The sequence below is a fragment of the Streptomyces sp. NPDC097981 genome (assembly GCF_040302565.1).
GTDB lineage: Bacteria > Actinomycetota > Actinomycetes > Streptomycetales > Streptomycetaceae > Streptomyces.
This window is the reverse complement of sequence record NZ_JBEORW010000012.1, coordinates 118,096-144,373: the sequence shown is the minus strand read 5'-3', so window position 1 is coordinate 144,373 and position 26,278 is coordinate 118,096. Positions and strand designations below refer to the sequence as shown.

23 protein-coding genes and 1 pseudogene are annotated in these 26,278 nt (G+C 70.7%); 9 read left to right on the top strand and 15 right to left on the bottom strand.

The features are described 5' to 3' along the window. Positions 1-123: 123 nt before the first annotated feature. The 4 genes from ABTY04_RS14710 to ABTY04_RS14695 form a co-directional block, all read right to left on the bottom strand. Positions 124-1,182: a hypothetical protein gene (locus ABTY04_RS14710; RefSeq protein WP_352213736.1), complete on the bottom strand. Its 1,059-nt coding sequence runs from the start codon at positions 1,180-1,182 to the stop codon at positions 124-126. Between the two features lie 99 nt (positions 1,183-1,281). After that, the gene (locus tag ABTY04_RS14705; protein WP_352213735.1) at positions 1,282-2,262 is read right to left on the bottom strand and encodes an ABC transporter substrate-binding protein; all 981 of its coding nucleotides are present in this window, start codon (positions 2,260-2,262) and stop codon (positions 1,282-1,284) included. 68 nt (positions 2,263-2,330) lie between these two features. Next, the gene (locus tag ABTY04_RS14700; protein WP_352213795.1) at positions 2,331-2,996 is read right to left on the bottom strand and encodes an ABC transporter permease; all 666 of its coding nucleotides are present in this window, start codon (positions 2,994-2,996) and stop codon (positions 2,331-2,333) included. Positions 2,997-3,000: 4 nt separating this feature from the next. After that, entirely contained in the window at positions 3,001-3,705 is a 705-nt protein-coding gene (locus tag ABTY04_RS14695; RefSeq protein ID WP_352213734.1) for an ABC transporter permease, read from the bottom strand. A 152-nt stretch (positions 3,706-3,857) separates the two neighbouring features. Here ABTY04_RS14695 and ABTY04_RS14690 point away from each other — a divergent pair, with 152 nt between their 5' ends. After that, the gene (locus tag ABTY04_RS14690; RefSeq protein WP_352213733.1) at positions 3,858-4,820 is read left to right on the top strand and encodes an ABC transporter ATP-binding protein; all 963 of its coding nucleotides are present in this window, start codon (positions 3,858-3,860) and stop codon (positions 4,818-4,820) included. Positions 4,821-4,916: 96 nt separating this feature from the next. Here the strand turns inward: ABTY04_RS14690 and ABTY04_RS14685 are convergent, their stop codons facing one another. Further along, entirely contained in the window at positions 4,917-6,026 is a 1,110-nt protein-coding gene (locus ABTY04_RS14685) for an alpha/beta hydrolase (RefSeq protein ID WP_352213732.1), read from the bottom strand. Between the two features lie 152 nt (positions 6,027-6,178). On the opposite strand from ABTY04_RS14685, the gene ABTY04_RS14680 reads away from it, so the two are divergent. The 6 genes from ABTY04_RS14680 (at position 6,179) to ABTY04_RS14655 (ending at position 11,240) form a co-directional block, all read left to right on the top strand. Next, positions 6,179-8,038 carry a phosphatidylglycerol lysyltransferase domain-containing protein gene (locus ABTY04_RS14680; protein ID WP_352213731.1) on the top strand — a complete coding sequence of 620 codons (1,860 nt, stop codon included), beginning with the start codon at positions 6,179-6,181 and terminating at the stop codon, positions 8,036-8,038. Between the two features lie 179 nt (positions 8,039-8,217). After that, positions 8,218-9,090, top strand: a complete 873-nt coding sequence (gene folP / locus ABTY04_RS14675; protein ID WP_352213730.1) for a dihydropteroate synthase — start codon at positions 8,218-8,220, stop codon at positions 9,088-9,090. 46 nt (positions 9,091-9,136) lie between these two features. Next, positions 9,137-9,580: a nuclear transport factor 2 family protein gene (locus ABTY04_RS14670; protein ID WP_352213729.1), complete on the top strand. Its 444-nt coding sequence runs from the start codon at positions 9,137-9,139 to the stop codon at positions 9,578-9,580. Between the two features lie 130 nt (positions 9,581-9,710). After that, on the top strand, positions 9,711-10,070 hold the full coding sequence (folB, locus tag ABTY04_RS14665; protein WP_030158540.1) for a dihydroneopterin aldolase: 360 nt from the start codon (positions 9,711-9,713) through the stop codon (positions 10,068-10,070). Beyond that, positions 10,067-10,675, top strand: a complete 609-nt coding sequence (gene folK / locus ABTY04_RS14660; protein ID WP_352213728.1) for a 2-amino-4-hydroxy-6-hydroxymethyldihydropteridine diphosphokinase — start codon at positions 10,067-10,069, stop codon at positions 10,673-10,675. Before folB ends, folK begins: the two co-directional genes overlap by 4 nt. A 76-nt stretch (positions 10,676-10,751) precedes the next feature. Next, the gene (locus tag ABTY04_RS14655) at positions 10,752-11,240 is read left to right on the top strand and encodes a DUF3180 domain-containing protein (RefSeq protein ID WP_352213727.1); all 489 of its coding nucleotides are present in this window, start codon (positions 10,752-10,754) and stop codon (positions 11,238-11,240) included. A 388-nt stretch (positions 11,241-11,628) separates the two neighbouring features. On the opposite strand, the gene folE is transcribed toward ABTY04_RS14655, so the two are convergent. The 6 genes from folE to dacB all read right to left on the bottom strand — a co-directional run bounded on the left by folE (position 11,629) and on the right by dacB (position 19,219). Next, positions 11,629-12,237, bottom strand: a complete 609-nt coding sequence (gene folE / locus ABTY04_RS14650; protein WP_352213726.1) for a GTP cyclohydrolase I FolE — start codon at positions 12,235-12,237, stop codon at positions 11,629-11,631. A 110-nt stretch (positions 12,238-12,347) separates the two neighbouring features. Then, positions 12,348-14,369: an ATP-dependent zinc metalloprotease FtsH gene (ftsH, locus tag ABTY04_RS14645; protein WP_352213725.1), complete on the bottom strand. Its 2,022-nt coding sequence runs from the start codon at positions 14,367-14,369 to the stop codon at positions 12,348-12,350. Between the two features lie 197 nt (positions 14,370-14,566). Further along, positions 14,567-15,127 carry a hypoxanthine phosphoribosyltransferase gene (gene hpt / locus ABTY04_RS14640; RefSeq protein WP_030158549.1) on the bottom strand — a complete coding sequence of 187 codons (561 nt, stop codon included), beginning with the start codon at positions 15,125-15,127 and terminating at the stop codon, positions 14,567-14,569. A gap of 65 nt (positions 15,128-15,192) precedes the next feature. Then, positions 15,193-16,272 (bottom strand): tRNA lysidine(34) synthetase TilS, encoded by a 1,080-nt coding sequence (gene tilS, locus ABTY04_RS14635; RefSeq protein WP_352213724.1) that lies wholly within the window; start codon positions 16,270-16,272, stop codon positions 15,193-15,195. 322 nt (positions 16,273-16,594) lie between these two features. Further along, entirely contained in the window at positions 16,595-17,722 is a 1,128-nt protein-coding gene (locus ABTY04_RS14630; protein WP_352213723.1) for an Rv3626c family coenzyme F420 biosynthesis-associated protein, read from the bottom strand. 48 nt (positions 17,723-17,770) lie between these two features. Further along, positions 17,771-19,219 carry a D-alanyl-D-alanine carboxypeptidase/D-alanyl-D-alanine endopeptidase gene (gene dacB, locus ABTY04_RS14625; protein WP_352213722.1) on the bottom strand — a complete coding sequence of 483 codons (1,449 nt, stop codon included), beginning with the start codon at positions 19,217-19,219 and terminating at the stop codon, positions 17,771-17,773. Positions 19,220-19,377: 158 nt separating this feature from the next. Between dacB and ABTY04_RS14620 the strand changes: the two genes are divergently transcribed. Both ABTY04_RS14620 and ABTY04_RS14615 read left to right on the top strand, forming a co-directional pair. Continuing rightward, entirely contained in the window at positions 19,378-19,872 is a 495-nt protein-coding gene (locus tag ABTY04_RS14620) for an inorganic diphosphatase (protein WP_030031597.1), read from the top strand. A gap of 194 nt (positions 19,873-20,066) precedes the next feature. Beyond that, the gene (locus ABTY04_RS14615; RefSeq protein ID WP_352213721.1) at positions 20,067-21,716 is read left to right on the top strand and encodes a threonine/serine exporter family protein; all 1,650 of its coding nucleotides are present in this window, start codon (positions 20,067-20,069) and stop codon (positions 21,714-21,716) included. Between the two features lie 90 nt (positions 21,717-21,806). Here the strand turns inward: ABTY04_RS14615 and ABTY04_RS14610 are convergent, their stop codons facing one another. From ABTY04_RS14610 to mrdA, 4 genes and pseudogenes are all read right to left on the bottom strand, one after another. Next, on the bottom strand, positions 21,807-22,484 hold the full coding sequence (locus tag ABTY04_RS14610) for a DedA family protein (RefSeq protein ID WP_352213720.1): 678 nt from the start codon (positions 22,482-22,484) through the stop codon (positions 21,807-21,809). A gap of 146 nt (positions 22,485-22,630) precedes the next feature. Then, positions 22,631-23,389 carry a MerR family transcriptional regulator gene (locus ABTY04_RS14605; protein WP_352213719.1) on the bottom strand — a complete coding sequence of 253 codons (759 nt, stop codon included), beginning with the start codon at positions 23,387-23,389 and terminating at the stop codon, positions 22,631-22,633. Positions 23,390-23,473: 84 nt separating this feature from the next. Next, positions 23,474-23,986, bottom strand: a complete 513-nt coding sequence (locus ABTY04_RS14600) for a DinB family protein (RefSeq protein ID WP_352213718.1) — start codon at positions 23,984-23,986, stop codon at positions 23,474-23,476. Positions 23,987-24,090: 104 nt separating this feature from the next. Next, positions 24,091-26,163 (bottom strand): annotated as a pseudogene (gene mrdA / locus ABTY04_RS14595) (penicillin-binding protein 2); the annotation flags it as partial. Positions 26,164-26,278: the final 115 nt, after the last annotated feature.

The following is a 26,278-nucleotide window of genomic DNA, read 5'->3' as shown; positions in this document are numbered from 1 at the left end:
CGCGGCGGCGGCGCGGACAGGATGGCGGCACGTCCTGGAGCCCGCAGTCCGCGCTGGAGGCCGCGGCCGTGATCGTGATCTTGGCCCACCCCTGAGCCCCGGCCCCCGGCGCCGGCGGGTGCCCTAGGAGATGGCGGTCCGCAGCCGGACGACGTCGATCGGCTCGGTCTCGTCGTGCTCCGTCAGGTCGATGACCTGGCCCACCGCGCGCTGTTCGGGAGTGGCCGGCTTGAAGCCCTGCTCCTTGGCCGGCGGCTCGGCGGCGGCCCGGGCCGACTCCGCCTTGTGCGCCGCGAGGACCTCCGCGCCGACCACGTCGGCCAGGTCCTCGTTCTGGACCGATTCGATGACCGCACGAGCCTGGGCGGCGGTCTTGGTGCCGAAGAAGTCGAAACCGCCCTCGACGCGCGACGCCGAGCGGCGCGCGGCCGAGTACGGGGCCACCGCAGCGGCCGGCCGGCGCGCCGGGACCGCCGCCGCCGGAGCGCCCGCGGCGCCCGTACGGCCGTGCGGCTCGCCGGCCGGCGACCCGGCCTCCAGCGCCCTGGGCTCGGTGTCCTTGTCCGCCGCCGTCGGCCGGTCCGACGGCGCCGACCGGGCCTCCGCCTTGCGGGCGAGGGCCAGCAGGGCCGCATGCGCCCGCGCGTAGCCGACCGAGGTGGGCGCGCCGCTCGACGTGCGCTCCTCGGACACCGGCGGGAGCTCCTTCGCCGCCGCCGGGGCCGCGGAGGCCTCGATGGCGAGCAGTCGGCGGCCCTCCAGGGCACTGGCCCGCTCGGTCTCGGCGGTCGCGTACCGCCGCAGCAGTGCCGCGTGCTCGCCGCGCAGCCCCGCGAGTTCGACCCGCTTGGCCCGCAGCTTCGCGTCCAGCTTGATGCGCAGCGCCCGGGCCTCTTCGAGGTCGGACTCCAGCTCGGCTATCCGCTCCTCGGTCTTCCACTCGTCCTTGACCCGCTCGCGCGCGAGTTCCGCAACGCGGCGCCCGGCCGAGCGGTCCCAGGCGCGCATGACGACGGCGCCCGCCACGCCCGCGGCCGCCGTGACGGCCACGAGCAGGCGCAGCGCCACGGGATCCGCGAGCAGCCAGGCCGCGGCCGCACCGGCGACGGATACACCGGCCACGGTCGTCGGCGTGAGCAGCCGGTGCAGGGGTTCTGGATTGCGGTGGCGTCCACGGGGCATGGCCTGAAATTTACAGGGCGTGGGGGTCCCGTGGGGTAACCGCCCGGAACTGTGTCCGGGCAGTTACCCGTCATTTCTCCACCAAACCCGTAACTACTGCTACTTCGTCAGTCCCTTCGCCTTCAGACAGGCCTTCGCGACGTCCGCCGGCTTCTCGCGCAGGGCGTCCACCCGGTGGTTCATGTCGGTCAGCTCGACGGTCGTGAACGCCTTGGTCACCTTGTCGAGGGCGGCCGCGATCTCCGGGGATCCCGCGTCCTTGGCGTTGACCACGGGCAGGACGTTGTCGGCGTTCTGGAGCTTCTTGTCGTCCTCCAGCAGGACCAGGCCGAAGCTTTCGAGCGTGGCGTCCGTGGTCGTGGTGAGGACCAGCTGATCCACCCCGTCCTTGACCGCCTGCTTGGCCTGCGGGGTGCCGACACCCTTCGGGTCGATGCCGGACACGTCGATTCCGTACGTCTTCTTCAACCCCGGCGCGCAGAAGGGCCGTACGGCGCATTCGTCGCCCGCCGCGATCTTCACCTTCAGCCCCGACCTGCCGAGATCGGAAAGCGTCCTGAGGTTGTTCTTCTGGGCGAATTCCTTCGATACGGCGAACGCGTTCTGGTCGACCGCCGAGCCCGCCGGCAGCACCTTCAGCCCGAGGGGGCCCGCCAGCTTCTCCAGCCCCGCCACCGTCGCCGCCACGTCACTCGACGCGACCGGCTTCTCCTCCGGCGCCTTCGGCCCGTTCACCTTGGCGTTGAGGAACTCCGAGAGGGTGGCCGCGTACTCCGGGACGACGTCGATCTCACCCTTCTCCAGCGAGGGCTCGTACAGCTCGCGGTTGTTCACCGTGGTGATCGACGTGCTGTAGCCCGCGTCCCGGAGCACCTGCGCGTACATCTCCGCCAGCACGGTGGACTCGGTGAACCCGGCCGAGCCGATGACCACCTTGCCCTTGCCGGACCCCGAGTCCGCGGGCGCGGCTGCACCGGCGTCCTTGCTCTTCTCCAGGCTGTCGCCGTTGCACGCCGCGAGCGAGGCGGTCAGAGCCACCGCCCCCAATACCGCGCCGAGGACGCGCGTGGACTTGTTCATCTTTTGCTCCTCCAAGGGAGTGGGAACGACAAACGACAGGGAAGGGCCCGCGGGGCCGGCCGGACGGGTCAGCGCGCCGCCGGCCGCGAAAACAGCCGGTCCGCCGCCACCAGGACGCCCTCGACCAGCAGGGCGAGCGCCGCCACCAGCAGCGCCCCCGCGACGACCTGCGGCGTGTTGTACGTGTTGAAGCCGGCGGTGATGATCCTGCCGAGGCCGCCCTGGCCGACCATGGCCGCGATCGTGGCCGTGGCGATCACCTGGACCGCGCCCGAGCGCAGCCCGGTCATCACCAGCTCCCGCGCGAGCGGCAGTTCCACCCGCCAGAAGAGCTGGCCGCCGGACATGCCCATGCCCCGGGCGGCCTCCACCACCGAGCGGTCCACCTCGCGCATTCCCACGTACGCGTTGGTCAGCAGCGGCGGCACGGCGAAGAGCACGAGCGCGGTGACGGTGGGCACGTAGCCCGCGCTGCGCAGCGGCGAGACCATGAACAGGGCCAGCACCGCGAAGACGGGCACGGCCCGCCCGACGTTGGACACGTTGACCGCGAGGGCCCCGCCCTTGCCGATGTGGCCGAGCCACAGGCCGATCGGGAGGGCGATCGCGCAGGCGAGGGCGAGAGCGGTCCCGCTGACGTAGACGTGCTCGCCGAGCCGGTTCCACACCCCGTTCTCCCCGGCCCAGTTGGACCCGTTCGCCAGCCAGTCCCAGGCCTTTCCCATCACGCCCACCATCTCAGGCCCCCTTCGCCGTCCGCGCCGCCCGGGGTGCGCGCTTCGCCCGCGTCCACGGCGTGAGCAGCCGCTGCAGGCCCAGCAGCAGCAAGTCGGCCACCAGCGCGAGCAGGACGCACAGCGCGGATGCGGTCAGTACCTGGGCCTTGAAGGAGCTGTTGACCGCCGGGGCGATGAGGTTGCCGAGGCCGCCCTTGCCGACGATGGAGCCGACGGTGGTCAGCGCCACCGTCGACACGGTGGCGATCCGCACCCCGGCGAGCAGCGCGGGCAGCGCCAGGGGGAGTTCGACCTGCCACAGCAGCCGCGCGGGCCCGTAGCCCATGCCGCGCGCGGCCTCCCGCACCTCGTCGGGGACGGCTTCCAGGCCGGCCAGCGCGTTGCGGACCAGGATGGTCAGCGAATACAGCACCAGGCCGGTCACCACCAGCGACGCCGACAACCCGAACAGCGGCAGCAGCAGGGAGAACATGGCGAGCGAGGGGACCGTGTAGAGCAGGGTGGTCAGACCCAGCACGGGCGCCGCCCACCGTCGGCCGCGGCGGGCCAGCAGGGCCAGCGGGAGGGCCACGACGAGGCCGATAAGCACCGACACGCCCGTGATCCAGACGTGTTGGAGCGTGGCGTCGGCGAGTTCCCCGGAGCGGGACGTCACGTAGTCCCAGCAGATCCAGTCGTTCGCCACCAGGCAGTTCTGCCCGGCCATGTCCTCACCCCCTGCCGCCGCCGCGTACACCCGATCGAAAAGGCACGGTCAGGAGCGACCATAACCCGCGGCCCCGACAGTGGCCGGATTCCTTCGCACTCGGGCAACACGCCCTTCACAAAACCGCGCTGCGGGTAGGGAAGGATGGCGGGGTGATCCGATTCGAGCATGTGACCAAGCGCTACCCCGACGGGACGACGGCCGTCGAGGACCTGTCCTTCGAGGTGGCGGAAGGCGAGTTGGTCACCCTCGTGGGCCCCTCCGGGTGCGGCAAGACCACTACGATGAAGATGGTGAACCGGCTCATCGAGCCGACCTCCGGCCGGATCCTGCTCGGCGGCGAGGACATCGCGAGCGCCGATCCGGTCGAGCTGCGCCGGCGCATCGGGTACGTCATCCAGCAGGTCGGGCTGTTCCCCCACAAGACCGTGCTGGAGAACACCGCGACCGTGCCGCAGCTGATCGGCACCCCCAGGCCCAAGGCACGCGCCCGGGCGGCCGAGCTCCTCGAACTGATGGGCCTGGACCCGGCCGTGTACGGGGGCCGGTACCCGGAGCAGCTGTCCGGCGGGCAGCGCCAGCGCGTCGGCGTCGCCCGCGCGCTCGCGGCCGATCCGCCGGTGCTGCTGATGGACGAGCCGTTCGGGGCGGTGGACCCGGTGGTCCGCGAACGCCTCCAGAACGAGTTCCTGGCGCTGCAGAAAACGGTGCGCAAGACGATCCTGCTGGTCACGCACGACCTGGAGGAGGCGATCCGGCTCGGTGACCGCATCGCCGTCTACGGCGCGGGCACCATCGAGCAGTTCGCCCGCCCGGCCACGGTGCTGGGCGCGCCGGCCACCGAGTACGTCGCCTCCTTCGTCGGCGCGGACCGGGGCCTCAAGCGGCTGGCGGTCACCCCCGTGGAGCGGGCCGACCTGGCGGCGGCGGACGGGGAGCCCCCGACCGGGTCCGTACCCCTGGGGGCGTCCCTGCGCGAGGCGCTCTCCGCACTGCTCCAGGAGGACGCGGGCCGGATCGGGGTCACGGAGCCGGACACCGGCGCACTGGCCGGCGTACTGACCCCGGACGGCATCCACCGGGCCCTGCGCCGGGCGCAGTTGCAGGACGCGTAGCGGGCGGGGCCCGCCCGGCGGTACCGGGCCCGGAACGACGTGTGACCGGCCTCCTCGGGCCGGTCACGGTCAGCTGGCGGGCCGTCCCGCCGGGGGTCAGGCCTGAATGCGGTTGCTCATCCACACCAGCATCGGCGGGATCTCGCGGCGCCACGTGTTGAAGTTGTGGCCGCCGCTGTCGAGGATGATCGAGGAGACCCGGTCCGGGCCCTTGACCAGCTTGATGAACTTCTTGGTGTCACCGAGGTTGGGCTCGCCCTGCTCGCTGCTGGTGACCAGGAAGGACGTACCGGACGGCTTCTTGGCCTCGATGCTCTGCAGGACGTCGGCGTGCTTCTTCAGCTTGTCGTCGCCCTGGAACAGGTTGCCCGTCGTCGCGTCGTTCGCCGCGTCGTAGTACGCGGACAGACCCGCGGCGGCGCCGAAGGTCTGCGGGTAGTGCGCGGCGATCTTCAGGGCGCAGTAGCCGCCCGTCGAGTTGCCGATGAAGCCCATGTTCTGCGGCTTCTTGCCGACCCGGAAGGTGTCCTGGATGGCCTGCGGCAGGTCCTGGCCGAAGAACGTCTCCGTCTGCGGTCCACCAGGTATGTCCACGCACTCGGTGTCACGCGGCGGCGCGACGGTCGGGCGCAGCATCACCAGGATCATCGGCTTCATCTTGCCCGCCTTGGCCTGCTTGAAGGCCGTCATCGGGTAGTTCAGCCCTTTGATCAGGTTCTCGGCGGTGCCCGGGTAGCCCGTCAGCACGATGGAGGCCGGAAAGTTCCGGTCCTTGTGCTGCGGCTGGAAGTACTCCGGGGGCAGCCACACGTACCCCGGGCTCGTTATTTTCGACTTCTGCCCGGTTATGGCAACCTTCAGGATCTGTCCGCCCACCTGGGGCTGGGCGCCGCCCGGCACGTCGAGCTTCTGCTTGTCGACGACCTTGATGTCCTTGCTGCTCATCGAGTGGTCCACGACCTTGCCGACAGAAGTCTGCTGGCCGAACAGGTCCGCCCACGAGCCGTAGAAGGAGAAGGACTTGTTCGCCGCCAGGCCCACGGCCGAGAACAGCGCCAGCTGGGTCGCGAGCAGGAGGCCGATCCGGCCGAGCAGCGCACGCCATGTGCGGCCCGCGAGCCGGGGCCAGAACCACACCGTGGCTGCGAACAGCAGCACACCGGCGACGATGGCCAGCGCCAGAACCGTATTACTGGTGAGACCCATGAGCAGTCAGTCGACTTTCTGATGGCAGGACTAGTTTTTCTCGGCGGAAGAGTGAACCCGCTCGACCCCGATGTCGTCCTAGTGGACGCACCACACTCCGGAGGCTGTCGCGGCCTTCGGCCACATGATCTCTCGCGGAGCAACGGGAAGCGATGTCTAGCAGGATAGATGGCGATAAGTCGGGACAGGTTCCGAAGGCGGTCCGTCGAATCTTCCGCGGCCCACGACCGGAGTCGGTGCCCGGGCTGGTAGGTACGGCCGTCATGATCGTCGGCCTTCTGGACATCTCGGCGGGAGTGTTCCCGCGGTTCCGGCACAGCCGGATCCACGCGGTCACCGAGGTGCTGCCCGGCTCGCTGGGCCCGTTCGCAGCCGCCCTCGCCATCAGCGCGGGCGTTCTCCTCCTCCTCCTCGCCCACGGCCTCAAGCGCCGCAAGCGCCGTGCCTGGCGGGCCGCCGTCGGCCTGCTCCCGGCCGGGGCCGTGGCGCAGTTCACGTACCGGCACTCCATCATCGGGGTCGTCATCGCGGCGGTACTCCTGGGGCTGATCGTGCGCCACCAGGGTGAATTCAAGGCGCTGCCGGACCCGCGCAGCCGCTGGAAGGCGCTCGCCAACTTCGTGCTGATGAGCGCCGGCTCCATCGGCCTGGGTCTGGTCATCGTCAACTCCCACCCGAGCCGTGTCGTCGGCCATCCGGGTATTTACGAGCAGATCAGCCACGTCGTGTACGGCCTCTTCGGCTTCGAGGGGCCCGTCGACTACTCGGGCCGGGTCTCCTGGACCGTGGGCTACTCCCTGGGCGCCCTCGGCATGCTGACCGCGCTCACCACGATCTACCTGGCCTTCCGCCCCGAGCACCCGGCCGCCCGGCTCACCGCCGACGACGAGCTCAAGCTGCGCGAGCTGCTCGCCAAGCACGGCGGCCGCGACTCCCTCGGCCACTTCGCGCTCCGCCGCGACAAGGCCGTCGTCTTCTCCCCCAGCGGCAAGGCCGCCGTCACCTACCGCGTCGTCTCCGGCGTGATGCTCGCCTCCGGCGACCCCATCGGCGACGTCGAGGCCTGGCCCGGCGCCATCGAGAGGTTCATGGAGGAGGCCAAGGCACACTCCTGGACCCCGGCCGTCGTGGGCTGCAGCGAGACCGGCGGCGAGGTCTGGACCCGCGAGACCGGCCTGGACGCCCTGGAGCTCGGCGACGAGGCGATCGTCGACGTCAAAGACTTCTCCCTCTCCGGCCGTCCCATGCGCAACGTCCGCCAGATGGTGAAGCGCATCGAGCGCAACGGCTACACCACTAAGGTCCGCCGGGTCAGCGAGCTGACCGAGGAGGAGCTGGAGCAGGTCCGCGGCGCGGCCGAAGCCTGGCGCGGCACCGACACGGAGCGCGGCTTCTCCATGGCCCTGGGCCGCGTCGGCGACCCGGGCGACGGGGACTGCTTCATCGCCACCGCGCACCGGGTCGAGGAGGGCGACACCAGCCCGTTCGGCGACCTCAAGGCCATCCAGCACTTCGTGCCGTGGGGCAAGGACGGCATGTCGCTGGAGATGATGCGCCGCGACCGCGCCGCAGACCCCGGCATGAACGAGCTGCTGATCGTCGCCTCCCTGCAGCAGGCGCCCGACCTGGGCATCGAGAAGGTCTCCCTGAACTTCGCGATGTTCCGCGCGGCCCTCGCCCGCGGCGAGAAGATCGGCGCCGGCCCGGTGCTCCGGATGTGGCGCAGCCTGCTCGTCTTCCTCTCCCGCTGGTTCCAGATCGAATCGCTGTACAAGTTCAACGAGAAGTTCCGCCCCCGCTGGGAGCCGCGCTTCATGGTCTACCGCACCAGCAGCGACCTGCCGCGCATCGGCTTCGCCGTGATGCAGGCCGAGGGCTTCGTGACGGTGGCCCTGCCCCGGCTGTTCGCCGGCCGGCGCCGCCCGAAGCCGGTCCGCACCTGCGCCCACACCCACGTGAGCAGCACGGTCCCGGCTCAGACCCAGCCCGACCGCGAGATCCAGGTCGCCTGACCCCGACCACCGAAGCCCGGCACAAACGTGCCGGGCTTCGCCGTCTCCCCCCACCCCGCAGGCCGCAGGCCCGGGGCCGGGGCCGGAGGCCCGGGAGTCGGATGTCTCTCAGGCCCGGCCAGGGCAAGGGTGGATCCCCGCGTACCGCCCGGCCAGGGCCACGGCCCTACCCTGGAGCCATGAACAACAAGCGCGGGGCCGCCGACAGGGGCCGGGTCGCAGGCCTGCCGGAATGGGACCGCTGCGGGGTCATGGGCGTCGTCAACGTCACCCCCGACTCCTTCTCCGACGGCGGGCGCTGGTTCGACACCACCGCCGCCGTCAAGCGCGGGCTCGACCTCGTCGCCCAGGGCGCCGACCTCGTCGACGTCGGCGGCGAGTCCACCCGCCCCGGCGCCACCCGCGTCGACGAGGAGGAAGAGCTGCGCCGCGTCGTCCCCGTCGTACGCGGCCTGGCCTCCGAAGGGGTCATCGTCTCCGTCGACACCATGCGCGCATCCGTCGCCGCCCAGGCCGTCGCCGCCGGCGCGATGCTGGTCAACGACGTCAGCGGCGGACTCGCCGACCCCGGCATGATCCCGGCCGTCGCCGCCGCCGAAGTGCCCTTCGTGGTGATGCACTGGCGCGGCTTCAGCTCCGGCATGAACAGCCTCGCCGTCTACTCGGACGTCCTCGCCGAGGTCACCGCCGAGCTCCGTACCCGTATCGACGCCGTCGTGGCGAGCGGCATCGCCCCCGAACGGCTCCTCGTCGACCCCGGCCTCGGCTTCGCGAAGAACGCCGAGCACGACCTGGCCCTGGTCGCCCACCTCCCCGAGCTGCGCGCCCTCGGCTTCCCGCTGCTGGTCGCCGCGTCACGCAAACGATTCCTCGGCCGGGTCCTGGCCGGCGCCGCCGACGCCGCCCCTCCGCCCGCCCGCGAGCGCGACGCCGCCACCGCCGCCGTCTCCGCCATCGCCGCGCACCAGGGCGCCTGGGCCGTACGGGTCCACGAGGTACGGGCCACGGCCGACGCGGTTCGGGTGGCCCGCGCCGTGGAAGGGGCCTTGTGATCCGCCCGGCCGGTGGCAGGACCCGTACAGCCAGGAGAGGGGAACGGTGAGCCGCACCGACATCGAAGCCGTCGAAGAGGCCAACACGGCCTTCTACGAGGCCATGGAGCGGGGGGACTTCGACGCACTGTCGGCGCTCTGGCTGGAGGACGAGATCTCCTGCGTGCACCCGGGCTGGCCGGTGCTCTCCGGCCGCGGCGAGGTGTTGCGCTCGTACGCGCTGATCATGTCCCACACCGACTACATCCAGTTCTTCCTCACCGACACGAAAGTCGCCGTCATAGGTGACACCGCACTGGTCACCTGTACGGAGAACATCCTCAGCGGCGGCCCCGCCGAGGACGGCGGCGAGCTCGGCCCGCTCGTCGGCCAGCTGGTCGTCGCGACGAATGTGTTCCGACGCACATCACAGGGCTGGCAGCTCTGGTCCCACCACGGTTCTCCCGTCCTGACGGACTCCGACGAGGACGAGGAAGAGGACTCCGCCTGACCCCTCCGGCGGGGTCCGAGGTCTTTCGCAGGTAAATTCGAAGACGGACGACGCCGACCGCACTCGGCGTAGGCCCATGGATCCGGGGAGTCCCGGACCGGAAGCACCTACGAAAGCAGGAGTGATTCGCGTGGATCGTGTCGCGCTGCGCGGCCTCAAGGCTCGCGGGCACCACGGCGTCTTCCCCCGGGAGCGCGAGGAAGGCCAGACCTTCATCGTCGACCTGGTGCTGCACATCGACACCCGCCCCGCGGCGGCCGACGACGACCTGGCGAAGACCGTGCACTACGGGGTCGTCGCCGAAGAGGTCGTCGATGTGGTCCAGGGAGAGCCCGTCGACCTGATCGAAACCCTTGCCGAGCGAATCGCCCAGCAGTGCCTGAAGCACGAAGCGGTGGCACAGGTGGAGGTCGTCGTCCACAAACCGGATGCCCCCATCACCGTCCCCTTCGACGACGTGACCATCACGATCACCCGGAGCCGCGTGTGAACAACGGACTGAACGCCCAGAGCGACCCCACCGTCCAGCCGGTGCCCGCATCCGTCGTCGAGACGGTGGACGCGGCCGACGTGACCCTCTCCAACCCGAAATGGGCCGTGATCGCGCTCGGCGCGAACCTCGGCAACCGCCTGGAGACCCTCCAGGGCGCCATCGACGCCCTCGGCGACACCCCCGGGCTGCGGGTCAAGGCCGTCTCCCCCGTCTACGAGACCGAGCCGTGGGGCGTCGAGCCCGGCTCCCAGCCCGCGTACTTCAACGCGGTCGTCCGCGTGCGGACCACCCTGCCCCCGTCCTCCCTGCTGGAGCGCGGCCACGCCATCGAAGAGGCCTTCGACCGCGTCCGAGAGGAGCGCTGGGGCCCGCGCACCATCGACGTCGACATCGTGTCGTACGCCGACGTGGTCTCGGACGACCCGGTCCTCACCCTCCCCCACCCCCGGGCCCACCAGCGCGCCTTCGTCCTGGCCCCGTGGCACGACATCGACCCCGCGGCCCTGATCCCGGGGCACGGCCCGGTCGCGTCCCTCCTGGCCGAAATCGGCCTGACGGGCGTCACGCCGCGCCCGGACCTGGAACTCCGGCTACCCGAGTAGTCGTTAACCTGTGGCTGCGGCCTGCAGACCGGACCGCGGCGGCTGACGACTTGGCGCGGAAAGCGGGGACGGGCACGTGAAGCAACTGAGGCCGGCAGTCCTGGCGGGCATCTTCGCCGTCGCCGGAGTGCTGTCCTGGGCGGGGGCCCGGCTGTGGAACGCGTACGGGACCCTGCCCGGCGTCCCGCTGGCCGCACCCATCGTCCTGGGCGTCATCGCGGTGGTCCTGCTGGCCACGGCCCTCTCGCTCCGCTCCCGCCTCAAGGCCCAGCGCGAGCGCCGGCCGGGCGCCAAGGGCGTGGAGCCGCTGATGGCGGCCCGCGCGGTCGTCTTCGGACAGGCCAGCGCCCTCGTAGCGGCCCTCGTGGCGGGCATGTACGGCGGTGTGGGCGTCTTTCTCTGGGCTAACGGCCTGGAGGTGCCCGCCCGCCGAGACCAGGCCTGGTACGCCGGCTTCGCGGTCCTGGCGGGCGCGGCGGTCATCGCCGCCGCCCTCTTCCTGGAGCACGTGCTGAAGCTCCCCGAGGGCGACGACACGCCCCCGCAGGCCCCGTCCCGCGCCTGACCCGACCCGGACGGTCAGCCTTCCCACGGCGTGCGGACAAGGTGTCCGTTCACCAGGAAGCCCGGGTGTGGGGCGAGCCGAAAGCCGTACACCGTGGACGGCTTGGCGCTCGGCGCCCTCGGCGTGACCGCGCCGACCTCGATCCATGCCGACTCGTCGAGTTCCGTGGAATGCCGATCCGGACGGAACGTGCCCGCCCGGGCCAGCTGTCGGCGACCACGAGCTGCGCGGTCTGCCCCTTCGTCCGTGGCGTGAACCTCGCGCCGACGGCATTGACCGTCTGCCTGCTCGGTAGCCCCCACGACATCGGTCCCCCTCTGTGCCGAGAAGTCACAGAGGGGGACCGCAGCGGACCCCACTGACAATGGCCTGCAGGGGCCCGGCGCGCCTAGCGCGCGAGGATGAGGCTCATGGCCTCACTGCGCGTCGCAGGGTCACGCAGCTGGCCGCGCACCGCGGACGTGGTGGTCTTGGCGCCCGGCTTACGGATCCCGCGGACCGACATGCACATATGTTCGGCCTCGATCACGACGATGGCCCCGCGGGCCTCCAGGATCTCCATGAGCGAGTCCGCTATCTGCGTGGTGAGACGTTCTTGCACCTGCGGGCGGCGGGCGAAGACGTCCACGAGGCGGGCCAGCTTCGACAGACCGGTGATCTTCCCGCTTTCCGCCGGGACGTAGCCGACGTGGGCAACGCCGTGGAACGGCAGGAGGTGATGCTCGCACAGACTGACGATTTCGATGTCCTTCACCAGGACCAGCTCATCGTGCCCCAGGTCGAACACCGTCGTCAGGACATCCTCGGGCTGCTGCCGCAACCCGGCCAAAATCTCCTTGTACGCCCGCGCCACGCGCGCCGGGGTCTCCAGGAGGCCCTCGCGGTCCGGGTCCTCGCCGACCGCGATCAGAAGTTCGCGGACCGCCGCCTCGGCGCGCTTCTCGTCGAACTCGCCGATCGTGCCCTCGTCAGCGGTCAGGGTCACTGGGTCGGTCATCTATTCCTCGTTCCTGTGTGCCTCGCGCTCGCGGACACGCAAAAGTGCCGCGCCCCCCAGGCTAGAACCTGGGGGGCGCGGCATCCATTCCGGGACGGTCCGGCCGAGGGCTACTCGGCGCGGTCCTCCGGCGACGGGTCCTTCTCCACGGACACGGCCGGCGAGCTCGCCGACGTGCCGTTCGCCGAGTTCGTCAGCTGGAGCTCCTTGGGAGAGAGCACCGGCGGACGCGTCGACGGGGTGCGGTGCGAGGAGCCGGTCCACGCCGGGCGGGCCGGGCGCTTCACGATCGTCGAGAAGATCTCGGCGATCTGCTCCTTGCCCAGCGTCTCCTTCTCGAGGAGCGCGAGGACCAGGTTGTCGAGGACGTCGCGGTTCTCGACCAGGATCTCCCAGGCCTCGTTGTGCGCCGTCTCGATGAGCTTCTTGACCTCTTCGTCGACCAGCGCCGCGACCTCTTCCGAGTAGTCCCGCGGGTGCGACATCTCGCGGCCCAGGAACGGCTCGGTGTTGTCCCCGCCGAACTTGATCGCGCCGAGGCGCTCGGTCATGCCGTACTGGGTCACCATCGCGCGGGCCGTCGCCGTGGCCTTCTCGATGTCGTTCGCCGCGCCGGTGGTCGGATCGTGGAAGACCAGCTCCTCGGCCGCGCGCCCGCCCAGCATGTACGCCAGCTGGTCGAGCATCTCGTTGCGCGTGGTCGAGTACTTGTCCTCGTCGGGCAGGACCATCGTGTAGCCCAGGGCCCGGCCGCGGGACAGGATCGTGATCTTGTGGACCGGGTCGGAGTTCGGGGAGGCCGCCGCGACCAGGGCGTGACCGCCCTCGTGGTACGCGGTGATCTTCTTTTCCCGGTCCGACATGATCCGGGTCCGCTTCTGCGGGCCCGCCACGACGCGGTCGATGGCCTCGTCCAGCATGTGGTTGTCGATCAGCTTGAGGTCCGAGCGGGCGGTCAGCAGGGCCGCCTCGTTCAGGACGTTGGACAGATCGGCACCGGTGAAGCCGGGGGTGCGGCGGGCGACGGCCGAGAGGTCGACGTCCGGAGCGACCGGCTTGCCCTTCTGGTGGACCTTGAGGATCTCCAGACGGCCCTGCATGTCCGGACGGTCGACCGCGATCTGCCGGTCGAAGCGGCCCGGGCGCAGCAGCGCCGGGTCGAGGATGTCCGGGCGGTTCGTGGCGGCGATCAGGATGACGCCGCCCTTCACGTCGAAGCCGTCCATCTCGACGAGCAGCTGGTTCAGGGTCTGCTCGCGCTCGTCGTGGCCGCCGCCGAGACCTGCACCGCGGTGCCGGCCGACGGCGTCGATCTCGTCGACGAAGACGATCGCCGGGGCGTTGGCCTTGGCCTGCTCGAACAGGTCGCGGACACGCGAGGCGCCGACACCGACGAACATCTCGACGAAGTCGGAACCGGAGATCGAGTAGAACGGGACGCCGGCCTCGCCGGCGACGGCGCGCGCCAGCAGGGTCTTGCCGGTGCCGGGCGGGCCGTAGAGCAGCACGCCCTTGGGGATCTTCGCCCCGACGGCCTGGAACTTGGCCGGCTCCTGCAGGAACTCCTTGATCTCGTGGAGTTCCTCGACCGCCTCGTCCGAGCCCGCGACGTCGGCGAACGTCGTCTTCGGGGTGTCCTTGGTGATGAGCTTGGCCTTGGACTTCCCGAAGTTCATCACCCGGGAGCCGCCGCCCTGCATCTGATTCATCAGGAACAGGAAGACGACGACGATGAGGACGAAGGGCAGCAGGGAGAGCAGCACGCTGAGGAACGGGCTGGTCTTGTCCGGCGAGACGGTGTACCCGTCCGGGATCTGACCGGCTTCGTACTTGGTCTGGAGGTTCTGGGCGAGCTGGACGCCCTGGTCTCCGATGTAGTTGGCCTGGAACTTGGTGCCGTCGTTGTCGCCGAGCTTCTGGTTCTTCTTCAGCTCGATCTTGATCATCTGGCTGTCGCCGGTGGTGAGCTTGGCGCTCTCCACCTGGCCACTGTTGATCGCCTTGATGACCTCGCTGGTCTCCACCGACTTGTAGCCGCCGCCGGAGCCGACGACGTTCATCAACACGACCACGGCGAGGACGGCCAGCACGATCCACATGACCGGCCCACGGAAGTATCGCTTCACGTCCATCCATACGGGGCGCCAGGCGCCCCGTCCCTCCTGCCCGTAGGTAAATGCTGCTGTGAGTAAAGACTGTTCTTCGGAATGTACCCCTGTATTGTCACCCGCGGCCTCATGGGACGGCTGACAGAACTGCTTTCCCCTGCTCCAACGGCAGGAATCGTTCCAGGGTTCCCCTGTGGGGGCCCCGTCCGGGGCCCCGGACGTCAGCCGCCGTAGACGTGCGGGGCGAGGGTGCCGACGAAGGGCAGGTTGCGGTACTTCTCCGCGTAGTCGAGGCCGTAGCCCACGACGAACTCGTTCGGGATGTCGAAGCCGACCCACTTCACGTCGATCGCGACCTTGGCGGCGTCGGGCTTGCGCAGCAGCGTGACGACCTCCAGGGAGGCCGGCTGGCGGGAGCCCAGGTTCGACAGCAGCCAGGACAGGGTCAGCCCCGAGTCGATGATGTCCTCGACGATCAGGACGTGCTTGTCCTTGATGTCGGTGTCCAGGTCCTTGAGGATCCGGACCACACCGGAGGACTGGGTCCCGGCGCCGTACGAGGACACCGCCATCCAGTCCATGGTGAGCGGGGTGGACAAGGCGCGCGCCAGGTCCGCCATCACCATCACCGCGCCCTTGAGGACGCCGACGATGAGCAGGTCCTTGCCCGCGTACTCCGCGTCGATCTTCGCGGCCAGCTCGGCCAGCTTCGCGTCGATCTCTTCCTTGGTGATGAGCACCGACTGGAGGTCGCTGCCCATGTCCTTCTCGTCCACCCGCATCACTTTCGTTGTCGGCCGGGGCTCCGGGGGTTCCCCCGGAGGACTCAGCCGTGTTTCAGCACCAATCAGCCCTGCCGGATGACAAGTCTGCCACCCTGCCGCTGGGCCTCGACCCGGCCCGGCAGGTTGATGGCTCCCTGACCCCGCCATCCGGTGATGAGCCGGTCCACTTCCTCGATGTGGCGGGCGAAGAGGGAGCCCGCGGGGGAACCGGCCGCCACGACGGCCCTGCGCAGCACACGGCGGCGGACGGCCGGGGGCAGGGCGTACAGCTTGGCGCACTCCAGGCGGCCGTCCTCGTCCCGTACGCCGGTCTCGGCCTCGGCGGCCCAGGCGTCGAGGGCGTCGGCGTCGTCGCGGGACAGCTGGGCGGTGCGGGCGAGCGCCTCGACCACTCCCTTGCCCAGCGCCTTTTCGAGGGCGGGCAGTCCCTCGTGGCGGAGCCGGGAGCGGGTGTAGGCGGGGTCGATGTTGTGCGGGTCGTCCCAGACCGCCAGGGACTGGACCATGCAGGCCTTGCGGGCGGTTTGCCGGTCGACCTGGAGGAAGGGACGGCGGTAGCGGTGGGAGCGGCCCGAGACACCGGGCCCGCCGGAGACTTCCGGCATGCCGGACAGCGAGCGGATGCCGGAGCCGCGGGCGAGCCCCAGCAGGACGGTTTCGGCTTGATCGTCCCGGGTGTGGCCGAGCAGCACTGCGGCGGCGCCCAGGCGGTCCGCGGCCTCGTCCAGGGCGGCGTAGCGGGCGTCGCGGGCCGCGGCTTCGGGTCCGCCGTCGCGGCCGACGCGCACGGCGACGGACTCCACCGGGTCGAGGCGGAGTGCGGTCATGCGGGTGACGACCTCGGCGGCGCGCAGGTCGGAGCCGGCCTGGAGCCCGTGGTCGACGGTGATGCCGCCGGCCCGGATGCCGAGCTTGGGTGCCTCGAAGGCGAGGGCGGAGGCGAGGGCCATGGAGTCGGCGCCGCCGGAGCAGGCGACGAGTACGAGTGGCGGGGAGCCGTCCGCCGTGCCGGGGGTCCCCCCGGACGGAGCCCGGGTGAGGCCGGCGGGACGGTCGGTGAGGTCGGCGAGGTCGGTGAGGACGTCGTGGAGTACGCGGCGGACCGCCAGGCGTATCGCCGCGACCGCAGGATGGGGACCCATGTCCGGTGCCCTTCGGTGGAGTTCGGATGCCTCGGAGGCTCCCCCGGTCCAACGCCGGGAGGTGCCCCCATGGGGTGTGGTGCTGGAACGGCTGCTGTTCGGTGCTGTTCGACACTGCCCGGTGCCCCGGCCCCGCGAGGAGCCCCCGCTGCTGGGAGCCCCCGCAGGATGCGGGTTGTCACTCAGAGTGCGTCGATGGTGACAGAACCGAGCCGTTCCCTGAGGATCGCACGCCCTTCCACGCCTCACGGTCCCTCGGACGGGTGACGCTTCTTCCCCCAGTGAGACATGTTTACGCCCCCTGAGTCACTCCCGTTCGCTCCTATTCGCCCTTGCGGTGCACGCGCGCCACCCAGTCCGCGGGCTTGGCGATCTCCGCCTTCGTCGGCAGCGTGTTCGGCGAGGTCCAGACCCGGTTGAAACCGTCCATGCCGACCTGGCCGACGACCGCCCGTACGAAGCGCTCTCCGTCGCGGTACTGGCGCAGCTTGGCGTCGAGCCCCAGCAGCTTGCGCAGTGCGATGTCGAGGCGCCCCGCGCCGCTGGCCCGGCGCTGCTGGAACTTCTCGCGGATCTCGGCGACCGAGGGCACCACCTCGGGCCCGACCCCGTCCATGACGAAGTCGGCGTGCCCTTCCAGCAGGGACATGACGGCGGTCAGACGCCCGAGCACCTCGCGCTGCTCGGGCGTCTGGACGAGCTCGACCAGCGAGCGGCCCTCGTCGCCCTGCTCGGAGTCGGGGCGGGCCCCCGCGAAGGACTGGGCGGCCTCGCGCAGCCGCTGCAGGACGGTTGCCGGGTCGACCTCGGTGGCGCCGAGGAACGTCTGGATCTCGCCTTCGAGGTGGTCGCGCAGCCAGGGCACGGCGGTGAACTGCGTACGGTGCGTCTCCTCGTGCAGGCAGACCCACAGCCGGAAGTCGTGCGGGCGCACGTCCAGCTCGCGCTCGACGTGCACGATGTTGGGGGCGACGAGCAGCAGCCGGCCGCCGCCCGCGGCCGAGCCGGGCAGATCGCGGCCGGCCGGGGCGAAGGTCTCGTACTGGCCGAGCACGCGGGAGGCCAGGAAGCTGAGCAGCATGCCCAGCTCGACGCCGGTGACCTTGCCGCCGAACGCGCCGAGTACGGCGCCGCCGGGGGCTCCGGCGCGGCGGTCCTGCATCTTGCCGAGCAGCGGGGCCAGGAGCTCGCGGAAACCGGCCACGTTGGCCTGGACCCAGCCGGCCCGGTCGACGACGAGGACGGGGGTGTCGGGGACGGAGGCGCCCTCGGGGATCATGCGGGTGAACTCGCGTACGTGGCGTTCGGAAGTCCTGGCATGCCTGCGCAGCTCCGCCACCACGGCTCGGGCCTCGTCGCGGCTGACATCCGGACCCGGCCGCACCAGCCGGGTCGCGGTCGCCACCGCGAGGTTCCAGTCGACCATCTCGGCACCACCGATGCTCGTCATGCGTCAACGGTACGTGGACCAGCGCCGCTGCGGAGCCCCTCGGAACTGCTACGAAGCCCCTACGACGGCTGCGGCGAGCTTGTCGAGGCCTTTCTCCGCGCCCCCCGGGTCGGGGGCGTTCGCGGTCAGGAACGCGAAGGCCAGCAGTCGCCCGGAGGAGTCGACGACGGTCCCGGCGAGGGAGTTCACCCCGCTCAGGGTGCCCGTCTTGGCCCGGACCAGGCCGGCGGCCGGGGAGCTGCCGGCGTTGCGGCTGCGCAGGGTTCCGGTGAATCCGGCGACGGGCAGTCCGGTGAGCACGGGCCGCAGCTCCGGCCGCTGCGGGTCGGCGGCCTTGGCCAGGAGCCCGGTGAGCAGACCGGTGTTGACCTTGTCGGTGCGGCCCAGGCCGCTGCCGTCGGCGAAGCGCGCGCCGGACGTGTCGACGCCGAGGGCGGTGAGCCGGTCGGTGACGGCCTTCTCGGCGCCCTCGAAGCTGGCGGGCTGCCCGGAGGCGAGGGCCGTCTGGCGGGCGAGGGCCTCGGCGATGTCGTTGTCGCTGTTGGTCAGCATCCGCTCGACGAGGCCGGCCAGCGGGGTGGAGAGGGTGGTGGCCAGCGGCTGGGCCCCGGCGGGCGCCTTCGCCTCGGCGGGGTCCGCGGTGACCTTGATGCCGCGTTCCTTGAGCAGGGCGGCGAAGGAGCGGGCGGTCTCCCCGGCGGGGTCCTCGACCCGGTCGACGGGACCGGAGGCGGAGTCGTCGGGGCGGCCCTCGTCGGCCGCCAGGGCGGTGACCGGCGCGATGTTGGGGTTGGTGCCGATCGGGTGGCGGGCGGCGCCGGTGAAGAGCGTGTCGTCGTAGCCGAGGCGCACGGAGTCGGTGCCGGCGGCCTTGAGGGCCTGGGCGGTGTCGGCTGCGAGGGCGACGAGGCTGCCGCCCGATCCGGCGGGACTCTTCTTCTTGGCCGTGAGGGAGGGGTCTCCGCCGCCGACCAGGACGATCTCCCCGGGGCCGGCGCCGGGGACCACGGTGGTGCGGATCCGGTGCTCGGGTCCGAGGGCGGCGAGCGCCGCCGCCGCGGTGGCGATCTTGATCGTGGAGGCGGGGGTCATGGCCTCGTGCGGCCCCGACTCGAAGAGCACCTGCCCGGTGGCGGTGTCGATGACCGAGGCGGTTCGGGTGCTCCCGAGCGCGGGGTCGGCGAGGAGCGGCCGCAGGGCCTCGGCGAGCCGCCCGGAAGCGGCGGCCGCGACCCCGCTGCCCGCCTTGGTGGCGGTACCCGGGCCGATCCCGGCGAGCACCCCGGGGGCGCTGGGAGCGGCCTGGGGCAGCTGTGCGCCGCCGCGGCCCGCACCGTGATCTGCGCCACCCGCAAGGCCCCAGGAGGCGGCCCTGTCCCGCTCGGCCTTACGCTGGCCGGAGTCCCAAGGACCGGCGGCGGCCACCGCAGCCACCGACAGGGCGAGGCCGGCGACGGCCGACACCGCGATGAGCTGCCACGTCTTGACCAATGGCACCTCGGACCAGCCCCTTTCGCGATCACAGATATGCGTGAGGGACACTTAACCACTGCGTCTTGCCGCGAGCATGGCACCCCACCCGGGTGGGTTGGGCCGGACGCGCACGCATTGAATGCAGTCTCGAAGCAATGAAGCTGATCATGGAGGAGCAGGACGTGGAGTTCGACGTCACCATCGAGATCCCCAAGGGTTCGCGGAACAAGTACGAGGTGGACCACGAGACCGGCCGGATCCGTCTGGACCGTCGCCTGTTCACCTCCACCAGCTACCCGGCCGACTACGGCTTCGTCGAGAACACCCTCGGCGAGGACGGCGACCCGCTGGACGCGCTGGTCATCCTGGACGAGCCGACCTTCCCGGGCTGCCTGATCAAGTGCCGCGCGATCGGCATGTTCCGCATGACGGACGAGGCGGGCGGCGACGACAAGCTGCTGTGCGTGCCGGCCTCGGACCCGCGCGTGGAGCACCTGCGCGACATCCACCACGTGTCGGAGTTCGACCGCCTGGAGATCCAGCACTTCTTCGAGGTCTACAAGGACCTGGAGCCGGGCAAGTCGGTCGAGGGCGCCAACTGGGTCGGCCGCGCCGAGGCCGAGGCCGAGATCGAGGCCTCGTACAAGCGCCTTGAGGCGCAGGGCGGCCACCACTGAGCTCGGCCCTCCTCGGGCGGACGGGACCTCCCGCAGCCCCTGTGACACCGTGGGCGGCACCCCTCGACGGGGGTGCCGCCCACTGTCGTTCCCGCCGCGGGTACCCGGCGCCTCACCCGCCCGCGGGCCGGGGAAGCCGTGGATCAATGCGTTCCGCATACTGATACCCGGGCCGGCCGGGGACAGGAGGACGTGTGGCGGAGGGCGAGGGATCCGGGGGCACCGAGGACCGGAAGCCGAAATCCGACGAGGCGCACAGCGCCTTCGCTCCGCCCGCCGGGATGGAGCCGGAACCGGTCGACGCGGACCAGCCGACCTCGGAGTTCTCCGTGCCGGGCGGGCTCGCCGCGCTGCCCGTCGGGCCCGAGGGCTCCGCCTTCGCGCCCCCGGCCACGTACAGCGCCCAGCACTCCCCGCCCGCCTACACCCCCGGCCAGGGCTTCCCCGTCTCCCTGATGAAGGAATCCCCCTGGCAGGACCGCATGCGCACCATGCTGCGCATGCCGGTCGACGTCAGGCCCGTCCCCGAGGCCGTGCACAAGCACAGCGAGACCGGGCCGGCCGTGGGCCGCGTACTCGACCTGACCCTGCGCATCGGGGAGCTGCTCCTCGCGGGCGGCGAGGGCGCCGAGGACGTGGAGGCCGCGATGTTCGCGGTGGCCCGCTCGTACGGGCTGGACCGCTGCGAGCCCACGGTCACCTTCACGCTGCTGTCGATCACCCACCAGCCCTCCCTCGTCGACGATCCGGTCTCGGCGAGCCGCACCGTGCGCCGCCGCGGCACCGACTACACCCGCCTGGCCGCCGTCTTCCGGCTGGTGGCGGACATCAGCGCGCACGAGATCGAGCTCTCGCTGGAGGAGGCCTACCGGCGCCTCGCCGAGATCCGCCGCAACCGGCACCCGTACCCCTCCTGGGTGCTGACGGCCGCCGCCGGGCTGCTCGCCGGGGCCGCCTCCACCCTGGTCGGCGGTGGCGTGCTCGTCTTCTTCGCAGCCGCGATCGGGGCGATGCTCGGCGACCGGCTGGCCTGGCTGTGTGCCGGGCGCGGGCTCCCGGAGTTCTACCAGTTCGTGGTCGCCGCGATGCCGCCCGCCGCCATAGGCGTGGCCCTGGCGCTGGCCGAGATCGACGTACGCGCCTCCGCGGTGATCACCGGTGGGCTGTTCGCGCTGCTGCCCGGGCGGGCCCTGGTCGCGGCCGTACAGGACGGGCTGACCGGCTTCTACATCACGGCCTCCGCCCGGCTGCTGGAGGTCATGTACCTCTTCATCGGCATCATCATGGGCGTGCTGGTCGTGCTGTACCTCGGGCTCCAGCTCGGCACCTCGCCCAAGCCGGAGGAGGTCCTCCAGATCACCCAGCGGCCGCTGATCCAGATCGCGGCCTCGATGGTACTGGTGTTCACGTTCGCGATCCTGCTCCAACAGGAACGTTCCACCGTGTGGATCGTGACGCTGAACGGCGGGGTCGCCTGGGTGACCTTCGGCGCCCTCCACTACGCGGGCGGCATCCCGCCCGTGCCCTCCACGGCCATCGCCGCCGGGCTGGTCGGCCTGTTCGGCCAGCTCTTCTCGCGCTACCGCTTCGCCTCGGCCCTGCCGTACACGACGGCGGCCATCGGCCCGCTGCTGCCGGGCTCGGCGACGTACTACGGGCTGCTGCTGATCGCCGAGAACCGGCTGAACGAGGGCCTCGGCTCGCTGGTCAACGCCGCCGCCATCGCCCTGGCCATCGCGATCGGGGTCAACCTGGGGTCGGAGACCTCGCGGCTGTTCATGCGGATTCCGGGGGCCGCGAGCGCCGCCAAGCGCCGCGCGGCGAAGCGGACCCGCGGCTTCTAGCCGCGCCCCGGCGGACCCGCGGACGCACGGACGCCCCGGGGAGCCGGGAACGGCTCTCCGGGGCGTCTGCGTACGGACGGGCCGGGCGGGCTAGCGCTTGGCGTGGCGGCGGCGCTCGCCGGCGGCCGGCACCGCCTCGGCGGCATTCCCCTTGGACTCCTTGCGGGCCTTCAGCACCTCGAAGATCACCGGGATGAGCGAGAGGAGGACGATCAGGACGAGGATCGCCTCGACGTTGTCCTTGATGACGGTGATCTGGCCGAGCCAGTAGCCCGCGACCGTGAGGCCCGCGCCCCAGGCGGCGCCACCGATGATGTTGTACGTCAGGAAGGTCCGGTACTTCATCGAGCCGGCGCCGGCCACCATCGGGGCGAACGTACGGACGATCGGCACGAAACGGGCGAGCACGATCGCCTTCGGACCGTGGTGGTCCATGAACTCGTGCGCCTTCTCCAGGTTCTCCCGCTTGAACAGCTTCGACTTCGGCCGGTTGAAGATCTTGGGCCCGAAGAACTTGCCGATCATGTATCCGACCTGGTCACCGATGATGGCTGCAGCCGCGATCAGGGTGCAGACCAGCCACAGCGGCTGCTTGAGGTACTCGCCGTTGGCGACCAGCAGACCCGCGGTGAACAGGAGCGAGTCGCCGGGCAGGAAGGCGAACAGCCCCGACTCCGCGAACACGATGACCAGGATGCCTATCAGGCCGTAGTGCGAGATCAGATAGTCCGGGGACAGCCACTCAGGGGCGAGCGCAAGCGTGTACACGAGTTCCGGGCTCTCCTGGATCGGGGGGTATCGCGGCGGGCGTCCGCGGGCGCGTCGGACAGGACGGCGGTTTCAATTATCAACGCACAGGATCCCCTCCCGGTTCCAGGTACCGGGAGGGGGCCGTGTGGGGAACATCCGGCCGTCTAGACCTTGCGGACCGCGTTCGCGAGGATCGCGTCCCGAACGAATACCGCCAGGCCGGGACGGACCGCGTCGTAGTAGGCCGTGAAGCGCTCGTCCGCCACGTACATCTCACCCAGGCACGTGTGCATCTCGTGCGAGCAGGTGTAGGAGTTCCGGTCGATCCAGCCCCGGTGCTCCTCGGCCAAGTCCATGGCCTCCTCGGACTCCGCGGCCGCACCGGAGTCCAGCAGCGCGGCGAACCGCCGGTTGATGTCGTCCGCCTCGGCCTGGAAGCGCTTCCAGTCGTCCTTCGTGTAGGTGGCCGCCCGGCGGGCGGACTCCTTGTACGCGTCCGTGTGGCCCCAGCGCTGGTACGCCTCGTCCGCGTACTGGTCGGGATCGAAGTCCCCGAAGACCTCGAACTTCTCCTCGGGCGTGAGATTGATGCCCATCTTCTGTGCCTCCATGGCGTGCTCCACGGCCGCGGCCATCTGCTGGAGCCGGGCGATCCGGTCGGACAGGAGGGCATGCTGCCGGCGCAGGTGCTCCCTCGGGTTCGACTCCGGATCGTCCAGCAGGACCGCGACCTCGTCGAGCGGGAAGCCGAGCTCCCGGTAGAACAGGATCCGCTGCAGCCGGTCGAGGTCGGCGTCGTCGTAACGCCGGTGACCCGCGCTGCTGCGGGTGCTCGGGGAGAGCAGGCCGATCTCGTCGTAGTGGTGCAGGGTGCGCACCGTGACTCCGGCGAATCCGGCGACCTGTCCCACGGAGTAGCCCATCGTTTCCGCTCCTCTGGTCGGGTACGCCCTTCACTCTGGGTCCTCACGCCACGTGAGGTGCAAGTCCGCCGCCGGGGCTGCCGGCTATCCCATGGCCTTGGTGCCGTCCAGGGACTCCCGGATGACGTCCGCGTGGCCCGCGTGCCGCGCGAACTCCTCCACCAGGTGCAGCAGCATCCAGCGCATCGAGACCTTGCCGTTCTCGGGGAACCAGGGCGCCGGCGGCAGCGGGAAGGTCTCGTCGAGGCTGGGCAGGTCCCGGACGAAGGCCGTCAGCTCGGCCGTGACCCCGTCCCAGAAGGCCTGGACGGCCGGCACGGTCTCGGCCCCGACGAGACGGAAGGACTCGTTCCAGGTCTCGGGGCTGCGCTGGATCTCGTTGGGCCGCTGCTGCGCCATGCGCAGCCAGGCCAGCTCGACCTCGGCGACGTGCTTGACCAGCCCGGACAGCGACAGATCGCTGGCGCTGGGACGGCTCGCCGCCTGCTCCTCGGCCAGTCCGGCCAGCGATCCGCGGATCGCCTTGCGCTGGGATTCGACGAAGAGCAGGAGCGTGCCGCGCTCGTCGCCCGGGAGCTCTTCGGAGAGGTGAGCCATGACCTACCGCCTTTTCCGTGGGTCTTCCTGCTGACAAGAACCACGGTACGGAGGATTGAGGTCAGTTTCTGTCCTCAATCCCGCCTGTTTTTGGGCTAGTTCCCGGCGCCGTCGGGGCGGATGGCCGGGAGCGCCGTCTGCGGCTTCGGGAGCAGGGCCTTGGAGAGGTCCTGGTTCCCCTTCTCGTCGAGCCCGTACATCGCCTCGTAGATCTTGCGCACCGCCGGCCCGGAGGCCCCGGAGCCCGTACCGCCCTGGGAGATCGTCATGACGATCGAGTAGTCCTCGGTGTACGAGGCGAACCACGAGGTGGTCTGCTTGCCCTGGACCTCCGCCGTGCCCGTCTTCGCGTGCATCGGGATCTGCTTCTGCGGCCAGCCGCCGAACCGCCAGGCCGCGCTGCCCGTGGTGGCCACCGAGGCGAGCGCGCCGTCTATGTCGTCGCGCAGCTCCGCGTCCATGGGCAGCCGGCCCTGCTCCTTCGGCGCGATCTCCTTGACCGACGTGCCGTCGGCGCTGACGATCGCCTTGCCGATGCCCGGCTGGTGCATCATGCCGCCGTTGGCGATGGCCGCGTAGATCGACGCCATCTGGATCGGGGTGACGAGGGTGTCGCCCTGGCCGATCGAGTAGTTGATCGCGTCGCCCTCGCGCAGCTGGTTGCCCTGGCGGCAGTTCTCGTACGCGATCCTCTCGGCGTACGAGCCGTCCTTCTTGCCGTCGCGGCACCACGCGGCCTTGCTCGCCTCGAAGAAGTCCTTCTTCCACTGGCGGTCGGGGACCCGGCCGTTCACCTCGTTCGGCAGGTCGACGCCGGTCGCCTTGCCCAGCCCGAACTGGTGGGCCGTCTTGAAGAACCAGTCGCCCGGGTCCTTCCTGGGGTTGATCCCGCCGTCCTTCTTCCACTCCTTGTCGGCGATGGCGTAGTAGACGGTGTCGCAGGAGACTTCGAGGGCCCGGCCGATGGTGATGTCGCCGTAGCCCTGCGACTCGAAGTTGGTGAAGGTCTGGCTGCCCACCGAGTACGAGCTGGGGCAGCCGTACCGCCCGTTGAAGGGGTACCCGGCGTTCACCGCGGCGGTCGAGGAGACGACCTTGAAGATCGAGCCCGGGGCCGCCTGGCCCTGGATCGCGCGGTTGAGCAGCGGGTAGTTGGAGTCCTTGTCGGTGAGGGCCGCGTAGTCCTTGGCGGAGATGCCGCCGACCCAGGCGTTCGGGTCGTAGGTCGGGTTGGACGCCATCGCGACGATGCGGCCCGTCTTGGCCTCCATGACGACGACCGCGCCCGAGTCGGCCGCGTAGTTCTTGTGCGTGTTCTTGTCGTACGTCTTGCGGGCCTCGATCATCGCGTTGTTCAGCTCGCGCTCGGCCACCGCCTGTACGCGCGAGTCGATCGAGGTGACGACGTTCGAGCCGGGCGTCGGCTTGTCGCCCTGCGCCTGCCCGATGACCCGCCCGAGGTTGTCCACCTCGTAGCGCGTGACGCCCGCCTTGCCACGCAGCTCCTTGTCGTACGTGCGCTCCAGGCCGGAGCGTCCCACCTGGTCGGAGCGCAGGTACGGGGAGTCGGTCTTCTTCGCCTTGGTGATCTCCGCGTCGGTGACGGGCGAGAGGTAACCCAGCACCTGCGAGGTGTTGGCCCCGTCGGGTCCCGCGTAGCGGCGCAGGGCGGTCGGCTCGGCGGTGATGCCGGGGAACTGCTCGGTGTGCTCCCTTATCTCCAGCACCTGGTCCGTGGTCGCCTCGTCGGTGACGGGGATCGGCTGGTACGGGGAACCGTTCCAGCACGGCTTGGGGGTCTTGGCGTCGCACAGCCGGACGCTGTTGACCACGTCCTCGGGCTTGAGGCCCAGGACGCCGGCGAGCCGGGTCAGGACGCCCTTGCCCTTGTCCTTCATCTTGGTCAGGTCGGTACGGCTGGCGGAGACGACCATGCGCGTCTCGTTGTCGGCGAGCGGCACCCCTCGGGCGTCCAGGATCGAGCCGCGCACGGCGGGCTGGACGACCTGCTGGGTGTGATTGTTCTTCGCCTCGTCCGTGTACTCCTGGCCATTGCGTATCTGGAGGTACCAGAGGCGCCCGCCGAGGGTGAGCAGCAGTGAGAAGACGACCACCTGGATGATGACCAGGCGGTTCTGGACCCGGGGCGTACGCCCCGTCTCCGGAATGTTGCTCAACTCAGGTCTCCCCCGGAACGCTGCCCGCCGCTGACTCGCACGAGTCTAGGCATGGCGGCGTGCCGGATGCGCAGGAGGGAAGGCGGAAAACCGGCCCGGGGGGCGGTCGTGAGCG